This is a genomic window from Arsenicicoccus cauae (assembly GCF_043162025.1).
Taxonomy (GTDB): domain Bacteria; phylum Actinomycetota; class Actinomycetes; order Actinomycetales; family Dermatophilaceae; genus Arsenicicoccus; species Arsenicicoccus cauae.
Map to the genome: position 1 here is coordinate 1,235,666 of NZ_CP171001.1, position 24,127 is coordinate 1,259,792.

Sequence of the window (24,127 nt, forward strand, 5' to 3'; positions counted from 1 at the left end):
GTCGCGAGGGACGACGCCGACCAGACTTCCCGGCACACCGACATCCATCCTACCGCGCAGCGCGCAGCGCGCCGCGGCACAGCCTCCGGCCGCCGGTGCCCGAGCACCCGGTGGCCGGATCGGGAAGGCCCGGTGAACACCTTGCCGCCAGCGCCCGCCCGGCCCCGAGCGGCCCGCCGAGCCCCTGACGATGGAGGCATGACGTACGGCGACGGTCCTGGCCCCCTGGCGCTCGCCCACCGCGGCGGTGCGCAGCTCGCCCCCGAGAACACCCTGGCGGCCTTCGAGCGCTCGGTGGCGCTCGGGGTGCGCTATCTCGAGTCCGACGTGCGCCTCACCGCCGACGGGCACCTCGTCTGCTTCCACGACGAGACGCTCGACCGCGTCACCGACGGCACCGGCCGGGTGGCGGCCCGCACCGTGGCCGAGGTTCGCCGCCTCCGGGTGTACGGGCAGGAGTCGGTGCCCACCCTGGTGGAGGCGCTCGAGGCCTTCCCCGACGCGTGCTTCTCGGTCGACCTCAAGGTCGAGTCCGCGCTCGAGCCGCTGGTGCAGGTCCTGCGGATCCGCCGCTACCGCGAGCGGGTGTGCGTCGCCGGAGCGTGGGACGGCTGGTTGCGCCGGGTCCGCGAGGGCGCCCCGGGCGTCGCGACCTCCCTCGGCTGGCGCTCCCTGACGACGCTGATCGCCTGCTCGCGCGCGGGGGTGCCGGTGCCGCGGTGGATCGGTTCTGCCCCGTTCGCGCACGTGCCGATCCAGCTGGGCCGGGTCCCGATCTTCGTCGAGGAGGTCGTGCACCTCGCCCACTCCGTAGGGGTGCGGGTCATCACGTGGACCTGCAACGACCCGGTCGCCATGGACCGGTTGCTGTCCCTCGGTGTCGACGGCGTCATCTCGGACCGGCCGGACCTGCTGCGCGAGGTGCTGGTCGCGCGGGGCGACTGGGTGCCCATGCCGGGCGCGACCGGCACGGTGCGCGCCTCGGACGAGCGCCGATCGGGGCTGTCGGGCAACCTGTGACAGGCTCGCTGCGTCCCCCGAGGAGCAGTCCTCCCGAGGAGCGCTCCTCGGGAGGCGGGACGCGTGCCGGCAAGCCAGGGGGTGCCCGCATGGTCGACGACCTCGACGCACGACCGCCCACGTCGTCGCCGCGCGACCGCCCCGGCGGTGGCCGGGGCGGTCGCGCGTCGTCGGTCATGCTGGGCTAAGACGTCGAGACGGAGGCCGTGGAGCGGGTGCCCGGTCCACCCACGGTCCTCGTCCCCGCACTCCGCGCCGGCTCAGGGCAGGTCAGCGCTGGGACATGCCCTGCTTGATGAAGTCCATCACCGAGGCGTCCGTCAGGGTCGTCGCGTCACCGATCTCTCGGCCCTCGGCGACGTCCTTGAGCAGGCGCCGCATGATCTTGCCGGAGCGGGTCTTGGGCAGCTCGGACACGATCATCACCGACTTGGGCTTGGCGATCGGGCTGATCTCCTTGGCAACGTGCGAGCGCAGCTCCTCGACCGTGGAGTCGCTCTGCTCCGCGCCCTCGCGCAGGATGACGAAGGCGCACACGGCCTGCCCCGTCGTGTCGTCCGCCGCGCCGACCACGGCGGCCTCGGCGACCGACGGGTGCGACACCAGGGCCGACTCGATCTCGGCGGTCGACAGCCGGTGCCCGGACACGTTCATGACGTCGTCGACCCGCCCGAGCAGCCAGATGTTGCCCTTGTCGTCGTACTTCGCGCCGTCCCCGGCGAAGTAGTACTTGTCGCCGAACCGGCTCCAGTAGGTGTCCTTGTAGCGCTCCGGGTCGCCCCAGAGGCCGCGCAGCATCGACGGCCAGGGCTTGGTGAGCACGAGGTAGCCGACCTTCTCGGCCTCGGTGAACGGCTCGCCGGCGTCATCGAGGATCTCGGCGCTGATGCCGGGGATCGGCCGCTGCGCGGAGCCCGGCTCGAGCGACGTGACGCCCGGCAGCGGGCTGATCATGATCGCGCCGGTCTCGGTCTGCCACCAGGTGTCGACGATCGGGCAGCGGTCGCCGCCGATGTTCTTGCGGTACCAGAGCCACGCCTCGGGGTTGATGGGCTCACCCACCGAGCCGAGGACCCGCAGCGAGGATAGGTCGTACTTCGCCGGGATCTCGGCGCCCCACTTCATGCAGGTGCGGATCGCCGTGGGGGCGGTGTAGAGGATCGTGACGCCGTACTTCTGGATGATCTCCCACCAGCGACCCTGGTGCGGGTGGTCGGGGGTGCCCTCGTAGACGACCTGGGTCGCGCCGTTGGCGAGCGGGCCGTAGACGAGGTAGGAGTGACCGGTGACCCAACCGATGTCGGCAGTGCACCAGTAGACGTCGGACTCCGGGTGGACGTCGTGGACGACGGCGTTGGTGTAGGCCGCCTGGGTCAGGTAGCCGCCCGAGGTGTGCAGGATGCCCTTGGGCTTCCCGGTCGTGCCGGAGGTGTAGAGGATGTAGAGCGGGTGCTCGGCAGGCATGGGCTGCGCCTCGTGCCGGTCGCTCTGCCGGTCGACGAGGTCGTGCCACCACACGTCCTTGTCGGACCAGTCGACGTCGCCTCCGGTGCGGCGCACGACGAGCACGTGCTCGACGGGGGAGTCCTCGCCCGAGACGGCCTGGTCGACGGCGGCCTTGAGCGGGGCCACCTTGCCCTTGCGGTGCTGGCCGTCGGCGGTGATGACCACGCGGGCCTCGGCGTCGGCGACGCGGGAGCGGATCGCGTCGGCCGAGAACCCCCCGAACACCACCGAGTGCGGCGCCCCGAGGCGGGCGCAGGCCAGCATCGACACGATCGCCTCGGGGATCATCGGCAGGTAGATCGCCACCCGGTCGCCGGTCGCGACGCCCAGCTCGGTGAGCGCGTTGGCCGCCTGGCACACGCGGCGCTGCAGCTCGGCATACGTGATCGTCTGGGTGTCACCCTCGGCACCCTCGAAGTGGATGGCGACCCGCTCGCCGTGGCCGGCCTCGACGTGCCGGTCCACGCAGTTGTGGGCGACGTTGAGCTCGCCGTCGGCGAACCACCGCGCGAACGGCGCGTTGCTCCAGTCGAGCACCTCGGTGAAGTCCTTGCTCCACGTGACGTACCGGCGCGCCTGGTCGGCCCAGAAGCCCTCGGGGTCGGCGTCCGCCTGGGCGAACAGCTCGGCCTGCCCGACCGCCTGCTCCGTGAAGGCGGGGTCCGGCGGGAACTCCTGCGTGGTGTGGTCGGACACGGTCGGCTCCTCCTCGAGTCGGGACGGTTGCTCCCAGCCAACCTCATATCGCCCGCCGGTGCCAGGTCACCGGCCGGCGATGCGACGGTCGTCGTCGGGTGGTCGGTGGCCGTCGCCGGGCGGTCGACCGGCCGTATGCCGCAGCAGCGCCGCACGAGGGGCCGCCGTCATACGGGCATGATGGGGCAGAGTGCCGGCAGAGCGCGCGTCGACGACAGGAGCAGCCCATGACCGAGCCGACCCCGCTGGCGGCGCCCGAGCCCGTCGCCGAGGTGACGCCGCAGCAGGCCGCCGCGGCCGTGGCCGTCGAACCCGCCGTGGCGGAGGCGCTGCGCCGCAACGCCGCGGGCTTCGTGCAGCAGCTGCTCACCCTGGACGTGCACTCGCCCGCGATCGACCAGCGGGTGCGGGACATCACGACGATGGGCGACGCCGAGGTCAAGGCGTCCTCGCAGCTGTCCTCGCGCATGCTCGACCGGCGCGCCCGCTCGGGCTCGGTGGGGGTGCGTCAGGGTGGTCCGGAGCAGGTGGCGGGGGAGCAGCTCGTGCGCCTCCGCCAGGAGGTCGAGGCGCTGGACCCCGCCGACCTGGACAAGCCGGCGCGCAAGCTCCTCGGGCTGGTGCCGATGGGGGACCGGGTCGCGGACTACGTCGAGCGCTACTACGCGAGCCAGGACCGCATCAACATGCTCATCCTGTCGCTGCGCACCCAGCAGGACGAGCTGCGCAAGGACAACGCGGCGGTGGCGGGCGAGCGGGCCAACCTGTGGCGGCTGATGGGTCAGCTCCAGGAGTACTCCGTGCTCGCCGGTGCCATCGACGAGGAGCTCGGGCGCGTGCTGCCGGGGCTCGAGGCGTCCGACCCCGCCCGCGCCCGGGTCCTGCGGGACCAGGTGCAGCATGCCGCGCGCCAGAAGCACCAGGACCTGCTGACCCACCTCGCGGTGTGCACGCAGGGCTACCTCGCGCTGGACCTGGTCCGGTCCAACAACGAGCTGCTCGTGCAGGGCATCGACCGGGCGGCGACCACGACCCTGGCGGCCCTGCGGACCGCCGTGGTCGTCTCGGGGGCGGTCTCGGGGCAGCGGCGCACCGTCGAGGGGGTGCAGGACATGGACCGTCGGTCTGCGGAGATGCTCGACGACTCGGCCCGGACCATGCGCTCGACGGCTGGTTCCGGCTCGCCGGACGCCATCGCCCGCCTCAAGAGCGCCTTCGGCGAGGTCTACGCCGCCCTCGACGAGGCCGACGCGGCCCGCACCCGGGGCGAGGCCGCGGAGGACGAGACGCGCAGCGCCCTGGACCAGCGGCGACCGTGACTAGGCTGGGGTCGTGGCTGGCAACGCTCTGACGCGCTACCTCGCGTCCACCAAGAACATCGTCGGATCCGTGCTCGGGCTCGGCGCAGCCGCCGTCACGGTGCCGACGCACCTGGCCGGTGACTGGTGGCCCGCCGCCGTCGTCGGGCTGTATGCCGTCGGCGCGGCCGTCGCCCCCGGCGCTCGGGGACGGGGAGGTCTCGCCACCGGCACCCAGGCCACGCAGGCGCTGATCGTCGACCTGCGCACCGACCTGCAGCGGCTCGTCGACCAGACCGACCGGTCCGCCAACCGGCTCCCCGAGGAGGGCTACCTCGCGTTCCACCGCGTCGTGGCCGTGCTGCGCGACATCCTGCAGCGTGCAGAGCAGCTCGCCACCTCGCCGGACGACCTGCACGTGGTGCAGCGGACGGTGCGCGACTACCTGCCGACCTCGTTGCAGGCCTATCTCAACCTGCCGGCCAGCTATGCCCGCGAGGCGGACGGCGGCGAGGGGCGCACGCCGGCGGAGGAGCTGACCCACCAGATGCAGGTGCTGGAGCAGCGGCTGGGCTCGGTGCAGAGCGCCATCTATGCGGGCGACGCGCAGACCCTGACCGACCAGGGCCGCTTCCTGGAGGAGAAGTTCCACCACGACGGACCTACCGGGGGTAGGGGCATCAGCCTGGGGGACTAAGGCCGGTCGATGTGACTACCGGGGGTAGGGGATCAGCCTGGCGATCCCCACAACGACAGCGCGCGGCGCTCGGCCCGCGACACCCGGCCACCGCCGACCAGGGCCAGCACGAACGCCACCAGCGCCGCCCCGCACGGCACCAGGAAGGCCCGTGAGGCGTCGAGCGTCTCGACCGCCGACCCTCCGGCGAAGGAGCCCGCGGACACCCCGAGGAGCAGGCCGGTCATCACGATGGTCATCCCCTCGTTGATCTGCGACGGCGGCACGAGCCGCTGGGCGAGCATCGTCGAGGTGATCAGCGTGGGGGCGATCGCGCCACCCGCGACGAGCGCGACCAGCGCGAAGGTCCACACGTGGTCGACCAGCAGCACCGGCAGCAGCAGCACGAACATCGCCGCCGTGCCCCAGCGCAGGCGCCTGGCGATGGCCCCGGTGATGGGCAGGGCGCCATACACGAGCGACCCGATCAGCGAGCCGCCGGCGAACATCCCGAGCGCGACCCCGCCGAAGGACTTGGCGTCGTGCGCCTCCGCGAACGCCAGCGTCACGATGTCCATCGACCCGAAGATCGCGCCGGTCAGCGCCAGCGTCACGGCGAGCAGCAGCAGGCCGGGCGCCCGCCAGGCGCGGCCCGCGTGGTGCTCGTGCACCTCGTGGATCGGTGGCTCGGTGGAGGTCTGGACGGTGAGGCCGACGACGCCGACGGCATACAGCACGAGCGCGACGAGCAGGCCCGCCTCGGGAAAGACCAGCGTGGCGAGCGCGCCGCCGAGGGCGGGCCCGAGCATGAAGCAGGACTCCTCGGCGACCTGCTCGAAGGAGTTGGCCGTGTGCAGCGAGCGGGGGTCGCCGCCGAGCAGGTGCGCCCACCGGGCCCGGACCAGGGTGCCGACCTGCGGCATCACGGCGTTGCCGAGGTTGGCGAGCACCAGCAGCCAGACGGGTGCGTCGAGGCGGGTGGCGACGAGCAGTATGCCGAGCGCCCCGACCGACACGAGGCCGAGGGGCAGGGCGACCCGCCGCTGGCCGTGGCGGTCGATGAGACGGCCGATGGAGGGGCCGGCGAGGGCCATGCCGACGAGGCCGACCGAGGAGATGGCCCCCGCGAGGCCGTAGGACCCGCGGCGGGTGGAGAGCATGGCGATGATGCTGACGCCCATCATCGCGGCGCCGAAGCGCGCGAGGTACGCGGTCAGCATGAAGCGGCGCGCCCCGGGGATCCGGAAGAGGACCCCGTAGGCGGAGGTGAACGACGACAGAGGGCTACCCGATCCCGAGGTGACGGAGGAGGGCGGCAGCGGCGGCGCCCAGGATGACGACAACGATGAAGGGTAGTCGAAGCGCGAGGGCCACGGCAGCCACGGCGAGGGCGCCCAGGCGGGCGTCGACGACGATCGCGCGGCCGGTCACGAAGGTGTTGGCGGCGACCAGGGCCGCCAGCAGGCCGACGGTCATGGTCGCAGCGATCCGGGCGACGAGGGGGTGCTCGAGGTGGTGGCTGGGCACGAGATAGCCGGACAGCTTGGTGAGGTAGCAGACGAGGGCTGCGAGCAGAACGGCGGCGGTGAGGCTCATGCGGGCTCTCCCTGCGCCCCCGCGCGGCGCCGGGTGGCCAGGGCGATGACCAGCGCGACGGCTGCGGCCAGGATGATCGGCAGCCCGGAGGGCAGCGCGGGGGTCGCGAGGACCGTGGCGAGGGCGCAGACCACCGCCACGGCGCGGCCCTCGCGGTGCCGCAGGCGGGGCCACAGCAGGCCGAGGAAGCCCGCCACCGCGGCCCCGTCCAGTCCGTAGGTCCCGGGGTCGCCGATGGCGTCGCCGAGCAGGGCCCCGACGAGGGTGAAGCAGTTCCACAGGACGTAGATGCCGAGCCCGGCGGCCCAGAAGCCTCGCCGGGTCTCGTCGGCGTCGCCCTCCTGGGCGACGGCCGTGGCGGTGGACTCGTCGATGGTGACGTGCGCCTGCAGGGGGCGCAGCGGCCACGGAGGCTTGAGCAGGGCATTCATCTGTATGCCGTACAGCGCGTTGCGGACACCCAGCAGCGCGGCGGTCGACAGCGCCGTCACGGTCGAGCCGCCCGCACCGACGACGCCGATGAACCCGAACTGCGACCCGCCGGTGAACATCAGCAGCGACAGCGCGCAGGTCTGCCAGACGCTGAGCCCTGCGCCCACCCCCAGCGCGCCGAAGGACAGGCCGTAGAGCCCGGTCGCCGCCGCGATGGACAGACCCATGCGCACGGCGGGCGTCATCGCGGGCATGGCGGGCATGGCGGCACCCTCGCACACAGGCGCCGGCCCGGGTGCACGCGACCGTGTCGTGGGATGACAGCGGCGGCTGTTGACCGTAGTGTCAAGGTGGTTGACAGGTGCGGCCCGGGTGTGCCCCGTCCGCGGACAGGAGGAGGTGCCGTGACGGACGCCGACGAGACCTCCTTCGCGAGCCGGTTGCGGCGTGCCCGGCTCGAGGCCGGCATGTCCCAGGGCGAGCTCGCCGGGCAGGACCTGTCGATCAGCTATGTGTCCCACCTCGAGGCGGGCCGTCGCGAGCCGACGCCCCGGCTCACGTCGTTGTTCGAGCGGCGGCTGGACCTGCCCCGCGGCTACCTGGCGGGTGGGTCCTGGGGGCAGGGACGGCACGACGAGGAGGTGCCCGAGGTGTCCACGGCAGACCTGGCAGCCCTCGCGTCCCGGGTCGGGCGGATGCGCTCGGGATCGCCGGCGGAGGACCTGGCGCCCGAGGCGCGCCGGGCCGCCGAGCTGGCTCTCGGCCACGACCGTCCCGAGATGTGGTGGGCCATGACGATCATCGAGGTCAGGGCACTGATGCGGACGGGCGACTACGCCGCGGCGGCGGAGGCGGCGACGTCGCTCACGGAGCATCCCTGGGTCCAGTCGCAGCCCTCCCTGGCGGCGGAGGCACACACGCTGGCCAGCAAGACGAGCCGCCGGGCGGCCGACCGCACCGCGGCCACGCACCACGCCCACCGGGCGCTCGAGGCGAGCGCCGACGTCGGGGACCCGGCCCTGCGGGCTGAGGCCGTGATCGCGGCGCTGGCCACGCACGTGCTGCCCGGTGACGGCCTGGTCGTCGAGCTCGAGACGCTGCACCACCGGCTCGCGGGCACCCACCTCGGGGGCCTGGTCGCGTGGACCATCGGCACGCACGCCTTCGAGGGCGGCGACGTGCGCGGCGGGTTGCGGTGGCATCAGCTCGCCGCGACCGAGATCAACCCGGACGTCGACCACCGTGACTGGGCTCGCTTCGTCGGGGCGACGTGCTGGATGAGGGTGAGCCGTCGGGTGGACGACGACGTGCCCGAGCTGATCACCCTGGCGCGCCAGCACCTGAGCTGGCTGGGTTGCACGGACGAGCTGGCGGACCTCGCGCGGACCGAGGCGCAGTGGCACGAGCAGCACGGCCGTCTGTCCGAAGCGCGCCGGGTGCTGGACGACGCGCTGCGCCTCCCCGGGCTGGCGGGGCTGGCCCGGGGGCGGCTGCGCCTGGACCGCGCTCGTGTCCTGCAGACCGCGGACGACCCCGAGGAGGTGGCGCTCGAGGCCCTGTCCGCAGCCAGGGACCTGACCTTGGCGGGGGACGCCGAGGGGGCGAGGGCGGCCTGGCAGCTGTATGACGAGGTCTCCACCCCCTGAGCTGTACCGTGCGACCTATGCGTCTCATCCTCGTCCGCCACGGCCAGACCACGTCCAACGTCGCGGGCCTGCTGGACACCGCGCGTCCCGGGGCGGACCTCACCGACCGGGGTCGCGAGCAGGCGCAGGCCGTGGTCCCGGCGCTCGCGCACGAGCCCGTGGACGCGATCTACGTCTCCAGCCTGATGCGCACCCATCAGACCGCTGCGCCGCTCGCGGCCGCTCGCGGCCTCACGCCGATCCAGCTGGACGACCTGCGCGAGATCGCCGCGGGTGACATCGAGATGCGGGGGGACCGCGAGGCGGTGCGCACCTACCTCGAGGTGCTCTATGCCTGGGCACGGGGCGACCTCGACGCCGCGATGCCGGGCGCGGAGTCGGGCCACGAGGTCCTCGGCAGGTTCGACGCGGCGGTGAAGGAGGTGGCGGACTCCGGCGCCGAGTGCCCCGTCGTGGTCAGCCACGGCGCCGTGCTGCGGCTCTGGACCGCGATGCGGTGCGCCAACCTGACAGGGGAGTTCCTCGCCGACCGGCTCATCAGCAACACCGGCATCATCGTGCTCGAGGGCGGGCCTGACCTCGGCTGGACCTGCCTGACCTGGGAGGGTGACCCGGCGGGGGGCGAGCAGCCCGGCGACGAGGCCAACGACGGTCCCACCGCGTGACCCCCGTCGGAGCGCCGTGCCGGAACGCCCGTCTGCGGCGGGGCGTCATACGAGGTATGACGACGCCCACCCGCCCTGCCGCTGCCGCCGTCGGCACGGCGATCCTCTTGCTCGTCCTCACCGCCTGCGGCTCCGGCACGGCCTCGCCCCCGGCGACAAGCACCCCCACCAGCACGACCAGCCCGTCCAGCACGACCAGCACCAGCACCCCCACCAGCCCGGGAGGCACCATGACCTCGCCGCTCGTCCCCACGACCGACGTCTCGGACCACGGCAAGCCCACCCCGACGCTCAGGGTCACCGGCGTGGTGACCGAGGGCGTCGAGCCCCGCTGTCTGGTCCTGACCGACCAGGGCACCGGCGAGACCTACCAGCCCATGGGCGGCGGGCTCGCGGTCGGCGACCGGGTGACCGTCGAGGGGCACGAGGCCAAGGGTGTCGCGACGACCTGCATGCAGGGCAAGCCCCTCCGGATCACCCGGGTGGTCAGCCGCGAGGGCTGACCACCCGGGTGGACGCGCTCGGCCCGCCGCCTCAGCTGCCGGCGACGGCGCCCGCGAGCTTCTCGAGGGACTCCTCGAGGTCGTGCTGCGGGACGAGCGGGAAGTGGATCTTTTGCAGGAGCTGCGTGTCCGTGACCTTGCTCCAGTCGTAGGTCAGGGTCACGAGGGTGCTGTCCTGGCCCTGCGGCTCGAGCTCCCACACCCACTCCCAGCCCTTGGGCTCGGTGCCGGCGGGGGCGGTCTGCCAGGCCACGAGCTTGTTGTCGACGTAGCCCGTGACGTGGTTGTCGGTCTGGTAGTCGCCGCCCATGTGGTCGCCGTGCATGTTCATCGTGAACACCTGGCCGTTGGCGGTGATGCGGTCGGCCTTGGAGTCGCTGCGCACGAAGCCGGAGCCGTCGATCTCGGCGTGGCGAGACGGCAGCGTCAGGACGTCGAAGAGGTCCTTGGCCGACGCGTCGATGGTCCGCTGGACGGTGATCTTCTTGTCATCGGTCATGGGGTCCCCTTACCCACGGGGGTGGTCGACATACGCCAGGTGCCGCGAGTCCGGCGCCCAGCCGTTGACGTTGGTGGCGCCCTGCCCGCCGAAGATGTCGGCGAGCACCCGGACCGGCAGGGCGGGTGTGCCCACGCGGTGGTCGGCCAGGTCGAGGAGCCGCATCTGCGCGGGCAGGTTGGGCGGGTGCTGCTCGACCCCGGGCTCGTAGGCGAGGTAGGCGAGCCACCTCCCGTCCGGCGAGGGGTGCGGGAACCAGCTGACCCGCTCGTCGTACGTGATCTGCTCGAGGTCGCTCCCGTCGGGGCGCATGCGGTACACCTGGGAGTGGCCGGGTCGGGTCGCTCGCAGCTCGCTGTTGAACCACACCCGGTCGTCGTGCCCCTCGCCGGGCCCGCCCGGCCCGAGCTCGACGCCGTCGCAGGCGGTGGTGTCGGTGAGCCGGGTCAGCTCGCCTCGGTCCAGGTCCAGCAGCCCGACATTGGTCCGTATGACGTCTCCGCTGCCCAGCCGGCCGCTCAGCACCGTCAGCGCGAGCACGCGGCCGTCCCGGCTCTGGCCGTGCAGGTAGTAGCGAAGCGGCTCCTCGCCAGACTCTGGCGTGAGGCGTCGCGGCTCGCCGCCCTGCCAGGGCACGCGATAGACGTGACCGTCCGCCGTGAGCAGGTGGTGGCGTCCGTCGGGAGAGACGAGGTGGTCGTTGTTGGCGTCGTGGATCGAGCCGGTGTCGACCTCGGTGAGCGGTCCCGCGGCGTGGAGCGAGCGGGTCAGCGGCAGCGTGCGCAGACGGCCGGCCGCGTTGAGGACCAGGTGCCGCCCGTCCGGGGCGAAGCTCGGTGCCTCGAGGACGAGCTCGTCGCTCTCGAGCAGGACGCTGCGGGTGTCCTCGACGACGTCGTGGAGCCAGACGACGCTGCGCTGGCCGGGCAGGAGTGATCTGCCGAAGGGCGGAGCCACAACCACCAAAGTTCCCCTTTGATTGACAGACGATGACGAGTTGGACACGGAATGGTCACGCCGTCAGCAAGGCCCTCCCGTGGCCGCCGGAGCGCAGGACAATCGTCTCGTCACACCCGCCACTGTGGCACCACCGACCGTTCCGCGCACGCGCCGCCGGGCCGGTCCCGAGAGACTCCGGGGGGTCAACGGCATGCACCAGCTGACCGATGCAGAGCGGATGCGTCGCCGTCGTCGCCGTCGCGTCACGGCCTTCGTGACCTTCCCCGCCGTGCTGATCGCCACCGCCGGCGTGGGCAGCGCCGCCGGCATGGGGTGGCTGGACGGCCCGCAGAAGGTCGCCTGCCAGCCCACCGTGGTCCCCGCGCCCGCGCGCGCGTCCTTCGTCATCAACGTCCTCAACGCCTCCGGCCGGTCGGGCGTCGCCGGCCCCGTCCACGTCGAGCTGGCCAAGCGTGGGTTCAGGGCCGGTCGGCTGGGCAACGACACCGAGCTGCGGGCGGTCACCCCGGCGGGGGAGATCCGTTACGGCCGCAGGGGGTACGACCAGGCCCTGCTCGTCCAGCAGCAGGTCCCCGGGGCTCGCATGGTCGAGCTGACGGAGCGCTTCGACACCTCCGTGGACGTCGTGGTCGGCACGGAGTTCACGGGTCTCGCGCCCCGCCCCCCGCGTCCGCCGGCCCGTCCCGGGCAGTTCACCCTCAACGTCTACAACACGACCTACTACGAGAATCTCGCCACCAACACCATGAGCGAGATGGTCGCGCGCGGCTTCAAGCAGGGCGGCGTCTCCGCCGACCCGCAGAAGTCGTGGGTCACCGAGGTCGCGGTCATCCGCTACGGCGAGAACGGCGACCTGAACGCCAAGCTCGTGCAGCAGCACGTGCCCGGCAGCACCCTGCTGCGGGACGACCGCGCGGACGCCACGGTCGACCTGCTGCTCGGCATGAAGTGGAAGGGCCTCACCCCGAAGGACCAGGTCCCGCCCGTCCCCCCGGAGCCGCCCAAGGTCATCCCGACCGTCTCGCGGCCCTGCGCGAGCTGAGCACGAGCCGCACCGCCAGCACGACCAGCGCGACGAGCGCGACGGCGAGCAGCACGTGCAGGTCCGTGACCCGCTCCTGCCAGGCCTGCACGCTCGACTGCCAGGCCAGCTGCGTGCCGCTGTCCGTGAGGGCCGGCAGCAGGGTCGTGCCGTCGCTGAGCACGAAGGTCACGCCGATCAGCACGAAGACGCCGCCGGCGAGCAGGCTCGTCGTGTGCGTGCGCACCGGCCCGAGCGCGACCGGGCGGCCCCGCAGCCAGCGCCGGTCACGCAGCCCCGCCCGGTCCCACAGCAGCGCGAGGACGGCCAGGGGGATCGTCATACCGGCGGCATAGGTGGCCATGAGCGCGGCGCCGTATGCCGGGGAACCGCCCGTCATCGACAGGGTGAGGATCGACCCGAGCAACGGCCCGGAGCAGAATCCCGACAGGCCGTAGAGCGCGCCGAGCGCCACGACCGACACGGCGGAGGAGGCCGGCCCGAGGTGGAGGCGGCCCTTGGCGCGCTGGGCCGCCCCGAGCTCGAAGCCGCCGCCCAGGGCCATGAGCAGCCCGAGGGCGATGACGACCAGGCCACCCACCCGGGTCGCGGTCGTGCGGTGGACGGTGAGCAGGCTGCCCACCGCGCCGACGCCCGCCCCGAGGGGCGCGAGGACGAGCACCAGCCCGAGGTAGAACGCGGCCACGCGGCGCAGCAGCACCAGCGGGCGCTCGAAGGCAAGGGCGAAGAACGACGGCAGCAGCAACGCTGAGCACGGGCTGACCAGTGAGAGGAGCCCTCCGAGCAGGGCGCCCAGCAGGCCGACGTCCGTCACGGGCGCGGCTCAGCCCTGCGTCGCGGCGGCCGCGGCCCGGTCGATGACCTGTGTGAACACCTCGGCCGGCTGTGCGCCCACCACCGGGGTGCCGTTGATCACGAAGACCGGCGTGCTCGTGGCGCCCAGCTGCCGGGCGACCTGGGTCTCGCGCCCGACGGCCTCCTCGACGGCGGAGGACGTCATGGCCTTGTGGAAGGCCGGGAGGTCGCGCACCCCCGCGGCCGTGGCGAAGCCGACGAGCCTGTCGTCGGTGAGGTCGGGGTGCCCGGAGCCGGGGGAGGCGGCGAACAGCGCGTGGTGGAACTCCCAGAACTTCCCCTGCGCGCCCGCCGCCCGGGCGGCCTGCGCTGCCCGCTGGGACTTCTCGCCAAAGATCACGAGGTCGTGCCACTCGATGCGCAGGACTCCGGCGTCGACGTACTTCTTGACCAGCGCGGGCTGGGTCTCGAGCGCGAACGTCGCGCAGAAGGGGCAGGCGTAGTCGGCGTACTCCACCATCACGACCGGCGCGTCGACCCGGCCGAGCGCCATCGGGTCGCCCGGCAGCCGGCGGGCGGTGTCCTTGACCGTGCCGCGGGTGCTGGGCGCGGCCGAGGGCGCACCGGACGACGGTGCGGGTGTCGTCGCGGACGGACGCATCAGGAGCATCCCGATGATGACGACGGCCACCGCGAGCAGCACGGCGAGCACCGTGACCTCGCGGCTGCGCGTGGACTCGCTGGACATGGGTGGAGCCTCCCCGGTCGATGGCAGTCCACAGGATAGGCGGTGGCACCGACAGGCCCGCGGCTGGGGCTCACGGGCGCACGGGCGGTCGGGCGGGCGGGCGGGACCGGGCAGTGGCGTCCGTCATACCGGTCTGTCCGCCCTCGCTGCTAGCGTCCGCGTCATGCGCAACGCCAAGGACTTCTTCACCCCCCTCGCCGTGGGTGCCCCGGCCCCCCTGCGGGAGATCCCGGCCCGACCGTCGCGGGCGATCCACTTCTTCGACCCGAGCAACGCCAAGATGGCGGCCAAGATCCCGGCGATGGCGGGCCAGGTCGACGTTCTGCTCGGCAACCTCGAGGACGCCGTCAAGGCGGACAACAAGGAGGCTGCGCGGCAGGGGCTGGTCGACATCGGCAGGGCGACCGACTTCGGGCCGACCCAGCTCTGGACACGGCTCAACGCGCTGGACTCGCCGTGGTTCCTCGACGACGTCACCACCCTCGTCGCCGAGATCGGTGACAAGCTCGACGTGGTCATGGTCCCCAAGGTGCAGGGCGCCGAGGACATCCACTACGTCGACCGCCTCCTGGCCCAGCTCGAGGCCAAGGCCGGGCTGCAGCGACCGATCCTCGTCCACGCGATCCTCGAGACCGCGCGCGGCATGGCCAACGTCGAGGAGATCTGCGGCGCCTCCCCGCGCATGCAGGGCATCTCGCTCGGCCCGGCCGACCTCGCCGCGGACCGCCGGATGAAGACGACGCGCGTCGGCGGCGGCCACCCGGGCTACCTCGTGCGCCAGGACCCGCCGCGCGGCGCCGACGGCACCTCCCAGATCGACGCCGACCGCAGCACCTACCAGCAGGACCTGTGGCACTACACGATCGCCCGCATGGTCGACGCCTGCGCGATGCACGGGATCTACGCCTACTACGGGCCGTTCGGGGACATCACCGACGTCGTGGCCTGCGAGGACCAGTTCCGCAACGCCTTCCTGCTCGGCTGCGTCGGCACCTGGACCCTGCACCCCAAGCAGATCGAGATCGCCAAGCGCGTCTTCAGCCCGTCCGTCGAGGACATCGCCCACGCCTACCAGGTCAAGGAGGCGATGGGCGACGGCACCGGCGCCGTCATGGTCGACGGCAAGATGGAGGACGACGCCTCGCTCAAGCAGTGCCTGGTCATGGTCGAGCTCGCCGAGCAGCTCGCCGCGATCGACCCCGACCTCAGGAGCGCGTATGCCGAGGCCCGCGCCGCCTCCACCGCCATCGACGCGCCCGATGCGCAGGAGAAGTGAATCATCGTGGCTGACAACGCCTTCCGCCCCCGCCGGTCGGTTCTCTACATGCCCTCCTCCAATGCCCGCGCGCTGGACAAGGCCAAGACCCTGCCGTGCGACGCGCTGATCCTGGACCTCGAGGATGCCGTAGCGCCCGACGCCAAGGAGGCCGCGCGCGAGGCCGCGTGCGACGCGGCGCGGTCGGGGGAGTACGGCCGTCGCGAGCTCACCATCCGCATCAACGGCATCGGCACGCCGTGGCACGACGAGGACCTGCGCGCCGTCGCCGCGGCCGGGCCCGACGCGATCGTCGTGCCCAAGGTCGGATCGGCGGACGAGGTGCGCTCGCTCGTGGGCGCCATGGAGGCCGCCGGGGCCCCCGCGCGGACCACGCTGTGGGCCATGGTCGAGACCCCGGGCGCGATGCTGCGCGTCGAGGAGATCGCCTCGGCGTCCGAGCGGCTCAGCGTGCTCGTCATGGGCACCAACGACCTGGTCAAGGAGCTGTATGCCGAGCACGTGCCCGGCCGTCAGCCGCTGCTGGCCGGGCTCGGGCTCGCGCTGCTCGGCGCCCGCGCCGCGGGCAAGGTGATCCTGGACGGCGTCTACAACGACGTGAAGGACACCGAGGGCTTCCTGGCGGAGTGCACCCAGGGTCGGCAGCTGGGCTTCGACGGCAAGACCCTGGTCCACCCCGGGCAGGTCGCGGGCGCCAACGAGGCCTTCGCCCCGTCAGAGCAGGCCGTCGAGGAAGCCCGCGGCATCCTGCAGGCGTGGGAGGACGGCAAGGGCTCGGGCGTCGTCACCTACAACGGCAAGATGATCGAGAACCTCCACGTCGAGTCAGCAAGGCGGGTGCTGACCATGCACGAGGCGGTCACCGCGCTCGAGGCGGACGCCAGCTAGCCCGCCGAGGTGCTGCCGGGGTGTGCTCGTGACAGGCTGTCACCATGGCCGTGTTCGAGGAGCTGGACCTGCCGATGCCCGACGGGGTGTGCGACGCGTACCTCGCCCGTCCGGCCGGGGAGGGACCGCACCCGCCGGTGCTGATGATCATGGACGCCATCGGGCTGCGGCCGCGCCTGCGCGAGATGGCCGAACGCCTGGCGGACGACGGCTATGTCGTGCTCGCCCCCAACGTCTACTACCGCACGGGGCGGCAGCCGTTGCTCGACCCCTCGCTGCTGGCCGCCGAGCGGGGTGAGGAGCGGCATACGGCCATCACCGGGTTGCTGGCGAGCCTGACCCCTGACCGGTGGCGGGCCGACGGCCCGGCCTACCTCGAGCACTGTCGGGCGCGCGACGACGTGGCCGACGACGACGTGCGCGTCGTGGGCTACTGCATGGGGGGAGGCCTGGCGCTGCGGCTGGCGGCGCAGTGCCCCGGCGACGTGGCGGCGATCTGCGGCTTCCACGCCGGACGCCTCGTGACCGACGGCCCCGACAGCCCGCACCACGTCCTGCCCGACGTGGAGGCGCGGATCTACTTCGGGTTCGCCGACGAGGACCCCGGCATGACGAGCGCGCAGATCGAGCGCCTGCGGCTGGCCGCCGAGGAGGCCGACTGCGACTACGAGGGCGAGATCTATGCCGGCGTCAGGCACGGGTTCACGATGAGTGACCTGCCTGCGTATGACGAGCGCGCCACCGCGCGGCACTGGGAGGCGCTGCTGCAGGTCTTCGACGAGGCCTGAACCGTCACCCTACGGCTCGTCCGAGCGCTGCCTCGGTCAGGCTTTCAGGGGCGAAAGACCTTGCCGGGATTCATGATTCCGTGCGGGTCGAGCGCCGCCTTGATCGCCCGGTGCAGGTCCACGACCGGCTCGCCGAGCTCGGCGTGCAGCCCGTCCCGCTTCAGGGTGCCCACGCCGTGCTCGCCGGAGATGGTGCCGCCGAGCTCGAGGCAGGCCGCGATGATCTCGCCGAACGCCCGGTGCGCCCGGCCGAGCTGCTCGGTGTTGCCGGGCTCGGTCACGAGCAGCGGGTGCAGGTTGCCGTCGCCGGCGTGGGCGGCGTTGGCGATCGTGGTGCCGTGGCGGCGGCCGATCTCCTGGATGCGCTCCAGCATCGGCACGACCTGGTCCTTGGGCACGCACACGTCCTCGGTGAGGATCGTGCCGAGCCGCTCGGCGGCGGGGTAGGCGAGCCGGCGCGCGGCGAAGAGCAGCTCCCCCTCCTCGGCGTCCTCGGCCACGGCGGCGTCGACCGCCCCGGCGACCCGGAACACCTCGGCCATCGTCTCCGCCTCCGCGTCGCCGCGCTCGCCGGGGGTGTCGATGCGGCCGAGCAGCATGGTGTCCGCCTCGGTCGTCAGCCCCATGTGCTTCCAGTCGTCGACGGCCTGCAGCAGGGTGCGGTCCATGAGCTCCAGCAACGACGGCGTCAGCCCGGCCTCCGCCGCGGCGGTGACCGCGCGTCCCGCCGACAGCAGGTCGGGGAAGAACCCCGCGACCGTCCGCTCCGGCTCCCGGGCCGGCCGCAGCCGCACGGTGACCTCGGTGATGATGCCGAGCGTGCCCTCCGACCCGGTCAGCAGCCCGACGAGGTCGTAGCCCACGACCCCCTTGGCGGTGCGCCGCCCCACGCGCACGACCTCACCGGTGCCCGTCACGACCTCCAGGGCCAGGACGTAGTCCCTGGTCACGCCGTACTTGACGCAGCACATGCCGCCGGCGTTGGTCGCGACGTTGCCGCCGATGGTGGACCAGGGGGCGCTGCCCGGGTCCGGCGGGTACCACAGGCCGTGCTCGGCCGCGGCGGCGCGCAGCTGGTCGTTGATGACGCCGGGCTGGACCACGGCGAGCCGGTCCAGCGTGTTGACCTCCAGGACCTGGTCCATCCGCTCCAGGCTGAGCACGACCCAGCCCGCCTCGGCGTTGGCGGCGCCCGAGAGCCCGGTGCCGGCGCCGCGCGCGACGATCGGGGTGCCGTGCTGCAGGCAGGCGCGCACGGTCGCCTGCACCTCGTCCGTCGACCGGGCGCGCACCACGGCGGACGGAGCACCCCACGCGCCCCACTCGGCCTGGTCGCGGGCGTAGGCGACCATCGCGTCAGGGTCGGTGATCACATCGTCCGCCGGGAGGCACGCGAGCAGGGTCGCCGCGATGTCGCTCATAGGTCAGACCATAGCCACTCCCGGGGCATGGGCGCGTATGCCGAGACACTGGCCACCGCCTCGTGCCCCGCCCCGTTCGGTGGGACTCAGGGGACGACGGCGGTGCAGGCGTCGAGCGCCGGCTGGCCCCCCAGGTGGGCGTCGAGGACCGTGCTGTCCGTGGCCGGTCGACCAGGCGACGCAGGAGGTCAGTCCTCCCACTCCACGAGCACCTGGCCGCCCTGGACGGCGTCGCCCACGGCCACGTCGACCGCGGCGATCCGGCCGTCCTTGGGGGCCGTGACCTCGGTCTCCATCTTCATGGCCTCCAGGACGAGCAGGGTCTCGCCCTCCTTGACCTCCTGCCCCGCCTCGACGAGCACCTTGACGACCGTGCCCGCGATGTTGGCGGTGAGGGCGTTGGACGCGCTGGCCGGGGCCTTCGCGCTGGTGGGGGCCACGCCGTGGGCGGACATGCTGCCCACGAGGACGGCCCCCAGGCTCGGGCGGGGCTCCTCCTCCACCTCGACGTCGACGTCGTAGACCGATCCGTTGACGGTCACCTTCAGCTTCATGTCAGTCCTTCGGTTGCGTCGGCGGTCAGCGCACGCCGTGCTGGATCGAGTGCGAGTGGTGGATGTCGGCGCGGCCCTGGGACGCCCACGCCGAGCCGCGACGCAGGTGGACCTGCTTGACGGTGGCGCGCTTGCCCAGGTAGGCCGCGACGGCCGCCGAGATCGCGAGGAGCACCTCGGGCGTGACCTCGTCGTCCCGGGCGGAGACCTTGGCCTCCAACGCCTCGAGACGAGCGGTGAGGTCGGCGACCAGAGCCTGCAGCTCGGCGACGGTGGGTTCGCTCATGATGTGTCCTTCCGTGACAGTCGGTCGATCAGAGCGGGATCAGGCCGTGCTTCTTGGCCGGACGCATGTCGCGCTTGCCGGCGAGCATCTCCAGCGACCGCGCGATGTGACGACGCGTGTCCGCCGGCTCGATGATGTCGTCGACGAGGCCGCGGGCGGCGGAGACGTACGGCGTCGAGAACGCGTCGCGGTAGAGCTGGACCAGCTCGGCCCGCTTGGCGTCGGGGTCCTCCGCGTCCGCGATCTCCTTGCGGAAGACCACGCCTGCGGCGCCCTCGGCACCCATGACCGCGATCTCGGCCGTGGGCCAGGCGAACACGCGGTCCGCGCCCAGGTCCTTGGAGCACATCGCGAGGTAGGCGCCGCCATACGCCTTGCGCAGCACCACGGTGATCTTGGGGACCGTCGCGGAGGAGTAGGCGAAGAGCATCTTGGCGCCGTGGCGGATGATGCCGCCGTACTCCTGCTGGACGCCGGGCAGGAAGCCCGGCACGTCGACCAGGGTGACCAGCGGGATGTTGAAGGCGTTGCAGAAGCGCACGAACCGCGCGCCCTTGTCGGAGGAGTCGATGTCCAGGACACCGCTCATCACGCTGGGCTGGTTGGCGATGACGCCGACCGTGCGCCCGGTGATCCGGGCGAAGCCCACGACGATGTTGGGCGCGAAGCCCGCGTGCACCTCGAGGAAGTCGGCGCCGTCCACGATCGAGCCGATGACGTCGCGGACGTCATACCCCTTCTTGGGGTCCTCGGGGATGACGGTGGTGAGCGCCTCGTCGGGCTCGACGTCCTCGAACCCGTCGACCAGCGGCGGCTCCTCGGTGTTGTTGCTCGGCAGGAAGCTCAGGAGCTTCTGCGCGATCAGCACCGCCTGCTCGTCGTCCTCGGCCATGAAGTGGGTGACGCCGGAGCGCGCCATGTGCGCCGCCGGACCGCCCAGCTCCTCGGCCGTGACCTGCTCGCCGGTGACCTGCCTGATCACGTCGGGGCCGGTGATGAACATCCGGGAGCTCTTGGTCTGGATGATGAAGTCCGTGAGGGCGGGAGAGTATGCCGCCCCGCCGGCGCACGGCCCGGCGATGATCGAGATCTGCGGGACGACACCGGACAGCGCGACGTTCTGGAAGAAGACCTTGCCGTAGCCGGACAGCGAGTCGATGCCCTCCTGGACGCGGGCGCCGCCCGAGTCGTTGATGAAGACGAACGGCGTGCCGTTCTCGAGGGCCGCGTGCAGGGTCTTGGCGACCTTGGTGGAGTGCATCTCGCCCGCGGAGCCGCCGGCGACGCTGAAGTCCTGGCTGGCGACGTGCACGGGGCGGCCGAAGACCGTGCCGGTGCCGGTCACCACGCCGTCCGCCGGCATGACGGCCTTGTCCATCCCGAAGAGCGTGGTGCGGTGCTCGGCGAACAGGCCCATCTCCTCGAAGGAGCCGGGGTCGACCAGGTCGGCGACGCGCTCGCGGGCGGTCTTCTTGCCGGCCTCGTGCTGCTTGGCGTGGCGCTTCTCGCCGCCGCCGGCCTCGACCGCCGCGCGGCGCTCGCGGAGCTCTGCGATGCGGTCGGCCATCGTCCTGGGTGTCTGGGGTGCCTTGCTCATGGTGAGGTTCCTTCTCCTGCCGTCAGGCCGGCTTCACGGCGACGGAGTGCTTCTTGCCGTCGATGGTGATCTCGTACGTGATCGGGCCGCGGACCGGGCCGGTCTTGCTGTCACCCATCGCGGCGGCGGCCTTCTCGGCCTCCAGCTCGGCCGGGTCCTTGCCGACGTTCTTGGGTCCCTCGGCGCGGGTGCCGAAGAAGCCGGGCGCCACCTTGGGGAACATCGCGTAGGTGAGGACGTCCTCGTCGGAGCCGTCGAAACCGTCGAGCTGGGCGGCCTCGTCGTGCAGCGAGTCCCACTCGTCCTCGATGAGGTCGGCTGGCCGCACGTCGATCGGCTCCTTGCCGGTCTGCTGCCTGGCCTTGTCCACGACCTCCTGGTCGAGCTCGCCCATGACCGAGCCGTAGTAGCCGAGCATCAGGTCCGCGAACTCCGCGGTGAGCACCTTGTAGCGGCCCATCAGCACGTTGAAGACGGCCTGCGTGCCGACGATCTGGCTGGACGGGGTGACCAGGGGCGGGTAGCCGGCGTCCTTGCGCACGCGCGGCACCTCCTCGAGCACCTCCTTGAGCTTGTCGCCCGCTCCCTGCTGCTTGAGCTGGGACTCCATGTTGGAGATCATGCCGCCCGGGATCTGGCTGTCGAAGATGTCGGTCTCGACGTTGAACGACGACATGAACTGCGTGTAGCGGGGCCGGATCTCGGCGAAGTGGTCCTTGATCCGGCCGAGCCGCACCTTGTCCAGGTCGGCGATGAAGCCGGTGCCCTCGAGCATCTCCTGCAGCGACTCGGTCGGGTTGTGGCCCGGGCCGAGCGACAGCGAGGAGATCGCGGTGTCGACGACGTCCGCGCCACCCTCGATGGCCTTCATCAGGGACACCAGCGTCACGCCGGTGGTCGCGTGGCAGTGGACGTTGACCTGCATGTCCGGCATCTCGGCCTTGATCGCCCGGACCAGGTCGAAGGCCGGCTGCGGCTTGAGCAGCGCCGCCATGTCCTTGATCGCGATGGAGTCGACGCCGACGTCGCGCAGCTCGCGCGCCTGCTGGAGGTAGACGTCGACGTCGTGCAGCGGGCTCGTGGTGTAGCAGATGGTGCCCTGGGCGTGCTTGCCGGCCTTCTTGACCGCGGCGATGGCGCGCTCGACGTTGCGGGTGTCGTTGAGGGCGTCGAACGTGCGGAAGACGTCCATGCCGTTCTCGGCGGCCTTCTCCACGAAGTGGTCCACGACGTCGTCGCCGTAGTGCCGGTAGCCGAGCAGGTTCTGCCCCCGCAGGAGCATCTGCAGGCGGGAGCTGGGCAGGAGCTTGCGGAAGGTCCGCAGCCGCTCCCACGGGTCCTCGTTGAGGAACCGGATGCACGCGTCGAAGGTCGCGCCGCCCCAGCACTCCACGGACCAGTAGCCCGCCTGGTCGATGTCCTCGCAGGCACCAACCATGTCCTCCAGGGCCATGCGGGTCGCCATCAGACTCTGGTGCGCGTCCCTCAGGGCCAGCTCCGTCACGCCGATCTGTCGCTGCTGTGTGTCCACGTCTGCAATCCTGCCGCACGGGCTGCGGCGCGGCATCAGCGGGGTGGGGCTTAGCGGGGCCCTCAGGTCGTCTCGGCGGCGGTCATGACCCGGTCCCGGCCGGCGGCCTTGGCGGCATACATCGCTCGATCCGCCCGACGCAGCAGGTCCCGCGGTGTCTCCCCGCCGGAGGTGCTGGCGACGCCGGCGCTCACCGTCAGGTGCAGGGGGATCCCCACGAGCTGCAGCCAGTCCACCGACGCGATCCGGGAGCGCAGGCGCTCCGCCAGGACCGTGGCCGCGTCGAGGTCCGTGCCCGGCTGCAGCACCGCCAGCTCCTCGCCGCCGTAGCGGGCCGCCACGTCGGAGACCCGCACCTCCGTCTGCAGCATCCGGCCGAGGGCGTGGAGCACCTGGTCGCCGACCACGTGGCCGTGGGTGTCGTTGATCCGCTTGAAGTGGTCGAGGTCGAGCAGGATCAGGCTGACCGGGTGCTCGGGGTCCGCGGCCCGCACGTCGACGCGCAACCGGTCGTTGAGCAGCCGGCGGTTGTGCAGGCCGGTGAGGTCGTCACGGATCGAGATCTCCTGCACCATCCGGTGCTCGGACTTGAGCTCGCTGAACTCCGCCTCGAGGCGCTGCTGCCGCTCCCGCGCACGCGCCGCGTCCCGCTCGACCATCTGCACCCGGTGCAGGACGACCAGGGCCGAGGCGCGGCGGCGGGCCATGTCGTCCTCGTGGGCATCCTTGAGCTCCAGGTGCGACCGGAGCGTCCAGTAGGCCGACTCGTGGTCACGGCGGGCGGCATAGGCCTCGGACAGGATGTCGGTGAGGGCCAGCGTCTGGCGGTTCGACAGAGCGGCACCCGTCAGGAGCGTCTCGAGCAGGTGCACCGCCTCGTCGGGCCGTCCCAGCGCCGTCCACGCCCGCGCGACCTCGATCGTCACGTCGATCCGCACGGGCTGACGGGCCGTCTCGATCCGGTGCAGGGCGTCGGCCAGGAGCGCCTCGGCGTGCAGGGGATGCCCGAGGTGGGCCGATCCGTAGGCCTCGAGGGCCACGGCGTGGGCCACGACGTCGTTGGTGTGGGCGCGGGCAGCGTGGTGCTGCGCCCGTCGCGCCTCGACGGTGGCCTCCAGCAGGCGCTGCTGGTCGACCAGGGCGTGCGCGATGTCGAGGTGGGCGTAGGCCTGCCCCTCCGCGTCGTCGATGCTCTCGAAGATCGCCAGGGCGCGCCGGAAGTCCCGCACCGGGTCGATCACGTCCACCCGGTCGAGGGCTGCGTTGAGCAGGCACTGGGCGACGAGCTGCACGTCCCCGGCCTGCCGCGCGATGCTGACCGCCTGGTTGAAGAAGCCGACCGCGTGGGCGGGCTCGCCGATCTCGGCGCTGACGTTGCCCAGCACCAGCTGGAGCCGGCCGAGCCAGACGTCCTCCAAGGAGGTGAGCGTCACGAGCCCCTCGTTGGCGAGGGTGAGGGCCTGCTCGTAGTCCTGGACCCCGAAGCAGCAGGCCGCCTGCACGACCCGCGCCCGGGCCTCGAGCAGGTGGTCGTCGACGGAGACCGCGTGGCGGGCGGCCTGGTCGGCGAGGGCCGACGCGGTCTCCTGGTCCCGGTGGCGCGCGTGCCAGGCACGCTCGACCATGGCGCCGTGATCGATGGCCGGCACGCCCCCCGGCAGGGGCAGGCAAGGCTCGGTGGGCACCGGCCTCACCTCCGTCTCC

The 24,127-nt window shown here is 72.4% G+C and carries 24 protein-coding genes; 10 read left to right on the plus strand and 14 right to left on the minus strand.

The window, feature by feature from the left end; genetic code table 11:
• Positions 1–198: 198 nt before the first annotated feature.
• Complete coding sequence (locus ACF3NS_RS05730) at positions 199–1,020, plus strand: glycerophosphodiester phosphodiesterase family protein (protein WP_392468436.1); 822 nt, start codon at positions 199–201, stop codon at positions 1,018–1,020.
• Positions 1,021–1,290: 270 nt separating this feature from the next.
• Here the strand turns inward: ACF3NS_RS05730 and acs are convergent, their stop codons facing one another.
• Positions 1,291–3,222 carry an acetate--CoA ligase gene (gene acs / locus ACF3NS_RS05735; protein WP_311966631.1) on the minus strand — a complete coding sequence of 644 codons (1,932 nt, stop codon included), beginning with the start codon at positions 3,220–3,222 and terminating at the stop codon, positions 1,291–1,293.
• A 227-nt stretch (positions 3,223–3,449) separates the two neighbouring features.
• Between acs and ACF3NS_RS05740 the strand changes: the two genes are divergently transcribed.
• Complete coding sequence (locus tag ACF3NS_RS05740) at positions 3,450–4,541, plus strand: toxic anion resistance protein (protein WP_288797374.1); 1,092 nt, start codon at positions 3,450–3,452, stop codon at positions 4,539–4,541.
• Between the two features lie 13 nt (positions 4,542–4,554).
• Positions 4,555–5,217 (plus strand): hypothetical protein, encoded by a 663-nt coding sequence (locus tag ACF3NS_RS05745; protein ID WP_154593832.1) that lies wholly within the window; start codon positions 4,555–4,557, stop codon positions 5,215–5,217.
• Between the two features lie 32 nt (positions 5,218–5,249).
• Here the strand turns inward: ACF3NS_RS05745 and ACF3NS_RS05750 are convergent, their stop codons facing one another.
• The 3 genes from ACF3NS_RS05750 to ACF3NS_RS05760 are packed head-to-tail and all read right to left on the minus strand — an operon-like array spanning position 5,250 to position 7,487.
• On the minus strand, positions 5,250–6,539 hold the full coding sequence (locus ACF3NS_RS05750) for an MFS transporter (RefSeq protein ID WP_392468438.1): 1,290 nt from the start codon (positions 6,537–6,539) through the stop codon (positions 5,250–5,252).
• Positions 6,481–6,792 (minus strand): AzlD domain-containing protein, encoded by a 312-nt coding sequence (locus ACF3NS_RS05755; protein ID WP_392468442.1) that lies wholly within the window; start codon positions 6,790–6,792, stop codon positions 6,481–6,483. The genes ACF3NS_RS05750 and ACF3NS_RS05755 overlap by 59 nt, the downstream gene beginning before the upstream one ends.
• Complete coding sequence (locus ACF3NS_RS05760; RefSeq protein WP_392468444.1) at positions 6,789–7,487, minus strand: AzlC family ABC transporter permease; 699 nt, start codon at positions 7,485–7,487, stop codon at positions 6,789–6,791. The genes ACF3NS_RS05755 and ACF3NS_RS05760 overlap by 4 nt, the downstream gene beginning before the upstream one ends.
• A gap of 141 nt (positions 7,488–7,628) precedes the next feature.
• Between ACF3NS_RS05760 and ACF3NS_RS05765 the strand changes: the two genes are divergently transcribed.
• Genes ACF3NS_RS05765 through ACF3NS_RS05775 form a run of 3 tightly spaced genes read left to right on the plus strand, consistent with a single transcriptional unit; the run spans position 7,629 to position 10,038 of the window.
• Positions 7,629–8,870 carry a helix-turn-helix domain-containing protein gene (locus ACF3NS_RS05765; protein ID WP_195849218.1) on the plus strand — a complete coding sequence of 414 codons (1,242 nt, stop codon included), beginning with the start codon at positions 7,629–7,631 and terminating at the stop codon, positions 8,868–8,870.
• A gap of 17 nt (positions 8,871–8,887) precedes the next feature.
• On the plus strand, positions 8,888–9,535 hold the full coding sequence (locus tag ACF3NS_RS05770; RefSeq protein WP_288797379.1) for a histidine phosphatase family protein: 648 nt from the start codon (positions 8,888–8,890) through the stop codon (positions 9,533–9,535).
• Between the two features lie 56 nt (positions 9,536–9,591).
• Positions 9,592–10,038, plus strand: coding sequence for a hypothetical protein (locus ACF3NS_RS05775; RefSeq protein ID WP_288797380.1), 447 nt, complete (start codon positions 9,592–9,594; stop codon positions 10,036–10,038).
• Positions 10,039–10,069: 31 nt separating this feature from the next.
• Here the strand turns inward: ACF3NS_RS05775 and ACF3NS_RS05780 are convergent, their stop codons facing one another.
• Together ACF3NS_RS05780 and ACF3NS_RS05785 are read right to left on the minus strand one after the other, a co-directional pair.
• Positions 10,070–10,537 carry an SRPBCC family protein gene (locus tag ACF3NS_RS05780; RefSeq protein WP_288797381.1) on the minus strand — a complete coding sequence of 156 codons (468 nt, stop codon included), beginning with the start codon at positions 10,535–10,537 and terminating at the stop codon, positions 10,070–10,072.
• A 9-nt stretch (positions 10,538–10,546) separates the two neighbouring features.
• A complete protein-coding gene (locus ACF3NS_RS05785) occupies positions 10,547–11,500 on the minus strand; it encodes a biopolymer transporter Tol (protein ID WP_392468449.1) in 954 nt (317 codons plus the stop codon).
• Between the two features lie 187 nt (positions 11,501–11,687).
• Between ACF3NS_RS05785 and ACF3NS_RS05790 the strand changes: the two genes are divergently transcribed.
• The gene (locus ACF3NS_RS05790) at positions 11,688–12,539 is read left to right on the plus strand and encodes a LytR C-terminal domain-containing protein (RefSeq protein ID WP_288797383.1); all 852 of its coding nucleotides are present in this window, start codon (positions 11,688–11,690) and stop codon (positions 12,537–12,539) included.
• Here the strand turns inward: ACF3NS_RS05790 and ACF3NS_RS05795 are convergent.
• The gene (locus tag ACF3NS_RS05795; protein WP_392468452.1) at positions 12,505–13,353 is read right to left on the minus strand and encodes a cytochrome c biogenesis CcdA family protein; all 849 of its coding nucleotides are present in this window, start codon (positions 13,351–13,353) and stop codon (positions 12,505–12,507) included. The two genes, ACF3NS_RS05790 and ACF3NS_RS05795, sit on opposite strands and share 35 nt — an antisense overlap.
• Before the next feature lie 9 nt (positions 13,354–13,362).
• Complete coding sequence (locus tag ACF3NS_RS05800; RefSeq protein ID WP_392468454.1) at positions 13,363–14,082, minus strand: DsbA family protein; 720 nt, start codon at positions 14,080–14,082, stop codon at positions 13,363–13,365.
• A gap of 163 nt (positions 14,083–14,245) precedes the next feature.
• Between ACF3NS_RS05800 and ACF3NS_RS05805 the strand changes: the two genes are divergently transcribed.
• From ACF3NS_RS05805 to ACF3NS_RS05815, 3 genes are read left to right on the plus strand one after another with little or no spacing between them, the layout of a single operon-like run.
• Positions 14,246–15,358 carry a CoA ester lyase gene (locus ACF3NS_RS05805; RefSeq protein WP_154593822.1) on the plus strand — a complete coding sequence of 371 codons (1,113 nt, stop codon included), beginning with the start codon at positions 14,246–14,248 and terminating at the stop codon, positions 15,356–15,358.
• Positions 15,359–16,246 (plus strand): HpcH/HpaI aldolase/citrate lyase family protein, encoded by an 888-nt coding sequence (locus ACF3NS_RS05810; protein ID WP_392469086.1) that lies wholly within the window; start codon positions 15,359–15,361, stop codon positions 16,244–16,246.
• Between the two features lie 44 nt (positions 16,247–16,290).
• On the plus strand, positions 16,291–17,034 hold the full coding sequence (locus ACF3NS_RS05815; protein ID WP_392468457.1) for a dienelactone hydrolase family protein: 744 nt from the start codon (positions 16,291–16,293) through the stop codon (positions 17,032–17,034).
• 44 nt (positions 17,035–17,078) lie between these two features.
• Here the strand turns inward: ACF3NS_RS05815 and ACF3NS_RS05820 are convergent, their stop codons facing one another.
• The 6 genes from ACF3NS_RS05820 to ACF3NS_RS05845 all read right to left on the minus strand — a co-directional run bounded on the left by ACF3NS_RS05820 (position 17,079) and on the right by ACF3NS_RS05845 (position 24,108).
• Positions 17,079–18,455: an FAD-binding oxidoreductase gene (locus ACF3NS_RS05820; RefSeq protein ID WP_392468460.1), complete on the minus strand. Its 1,377-nt coding sequence runs from the start codon at positions 18,453–18,455 to the stop codon at positions 17,079–17,081.
• A 188-nt stretch (positions 18,456–18,643) separates the two neighbouring features.
• Positions 18,644–19,009: a biotin/lipoyl-containing protein gene (locus tag ACF3NS_RS05825; RefSeq protein ID WP_154593819.1), complete on the minus strand. Its 366-nt coding sequence runs from the start codon at positions 19,007–19,009 to the stop codon at positions 18,644–18,646.
• A 25-nt stretch (positions 19,010–19,034) separates the two neighbouring features.
• Positions 19,035–19,295, minus strand: coding sequence for a hypothetical protein (locus tag ACF3NS_RS05830; RefSeq protein ID WP_154593818.1), 261 nt, complete (start codon positions 19,293–19,295; stop codon positions 19,035–19,037).
• Positions 19,296–19,323: 28 nt separating this feature from the next.
• Positions 19,324–20,892 carry an acyl-CoA carboxylase subunit beta gene (locus ACF3NS_RS05835; RefSeq protein ID WP_392468463.1) on the minus strand — a complete coding sequence of 523 codons (1,569 nt, stop codon included), beginning with the start codon at positions 20,890–20,892 and terminating at the stop codon, positions 19,324–19,326.
• 22 nt (positions 20,893–20,914) lie between these two features.
• Positions 20,915–22,423 carry a methylmalonyl-CoA carboxytransferase subunit 5S gene (locus ACF3NS_RS05840; RefSeq protein ID WP_392468465.1) on the minus strand — a complete coding sequence of 503 codons (1,509 nt, stop codon included), beginning with the start codon at positions 22,421–22,423 and terminating at the stop codon, positions 20,915–20,917.
• A gap of 62 nt (positions 22,424–22,485) precedes the next feature.
• Positions 22,486–24,108: a diguanylate cyclase gene (locus ACF3NS_RS05845; RefSeq protein ID WP_392468468.1), complete on the minus strand. Its 1,623-nt coding sequence runs from the start codon at positions 24,106–24,108 to the stop codon at positions 22,486–22,488.
• Between the last annotated feature and the right edge of the window lie 19 nt (positions 24,109–24,127).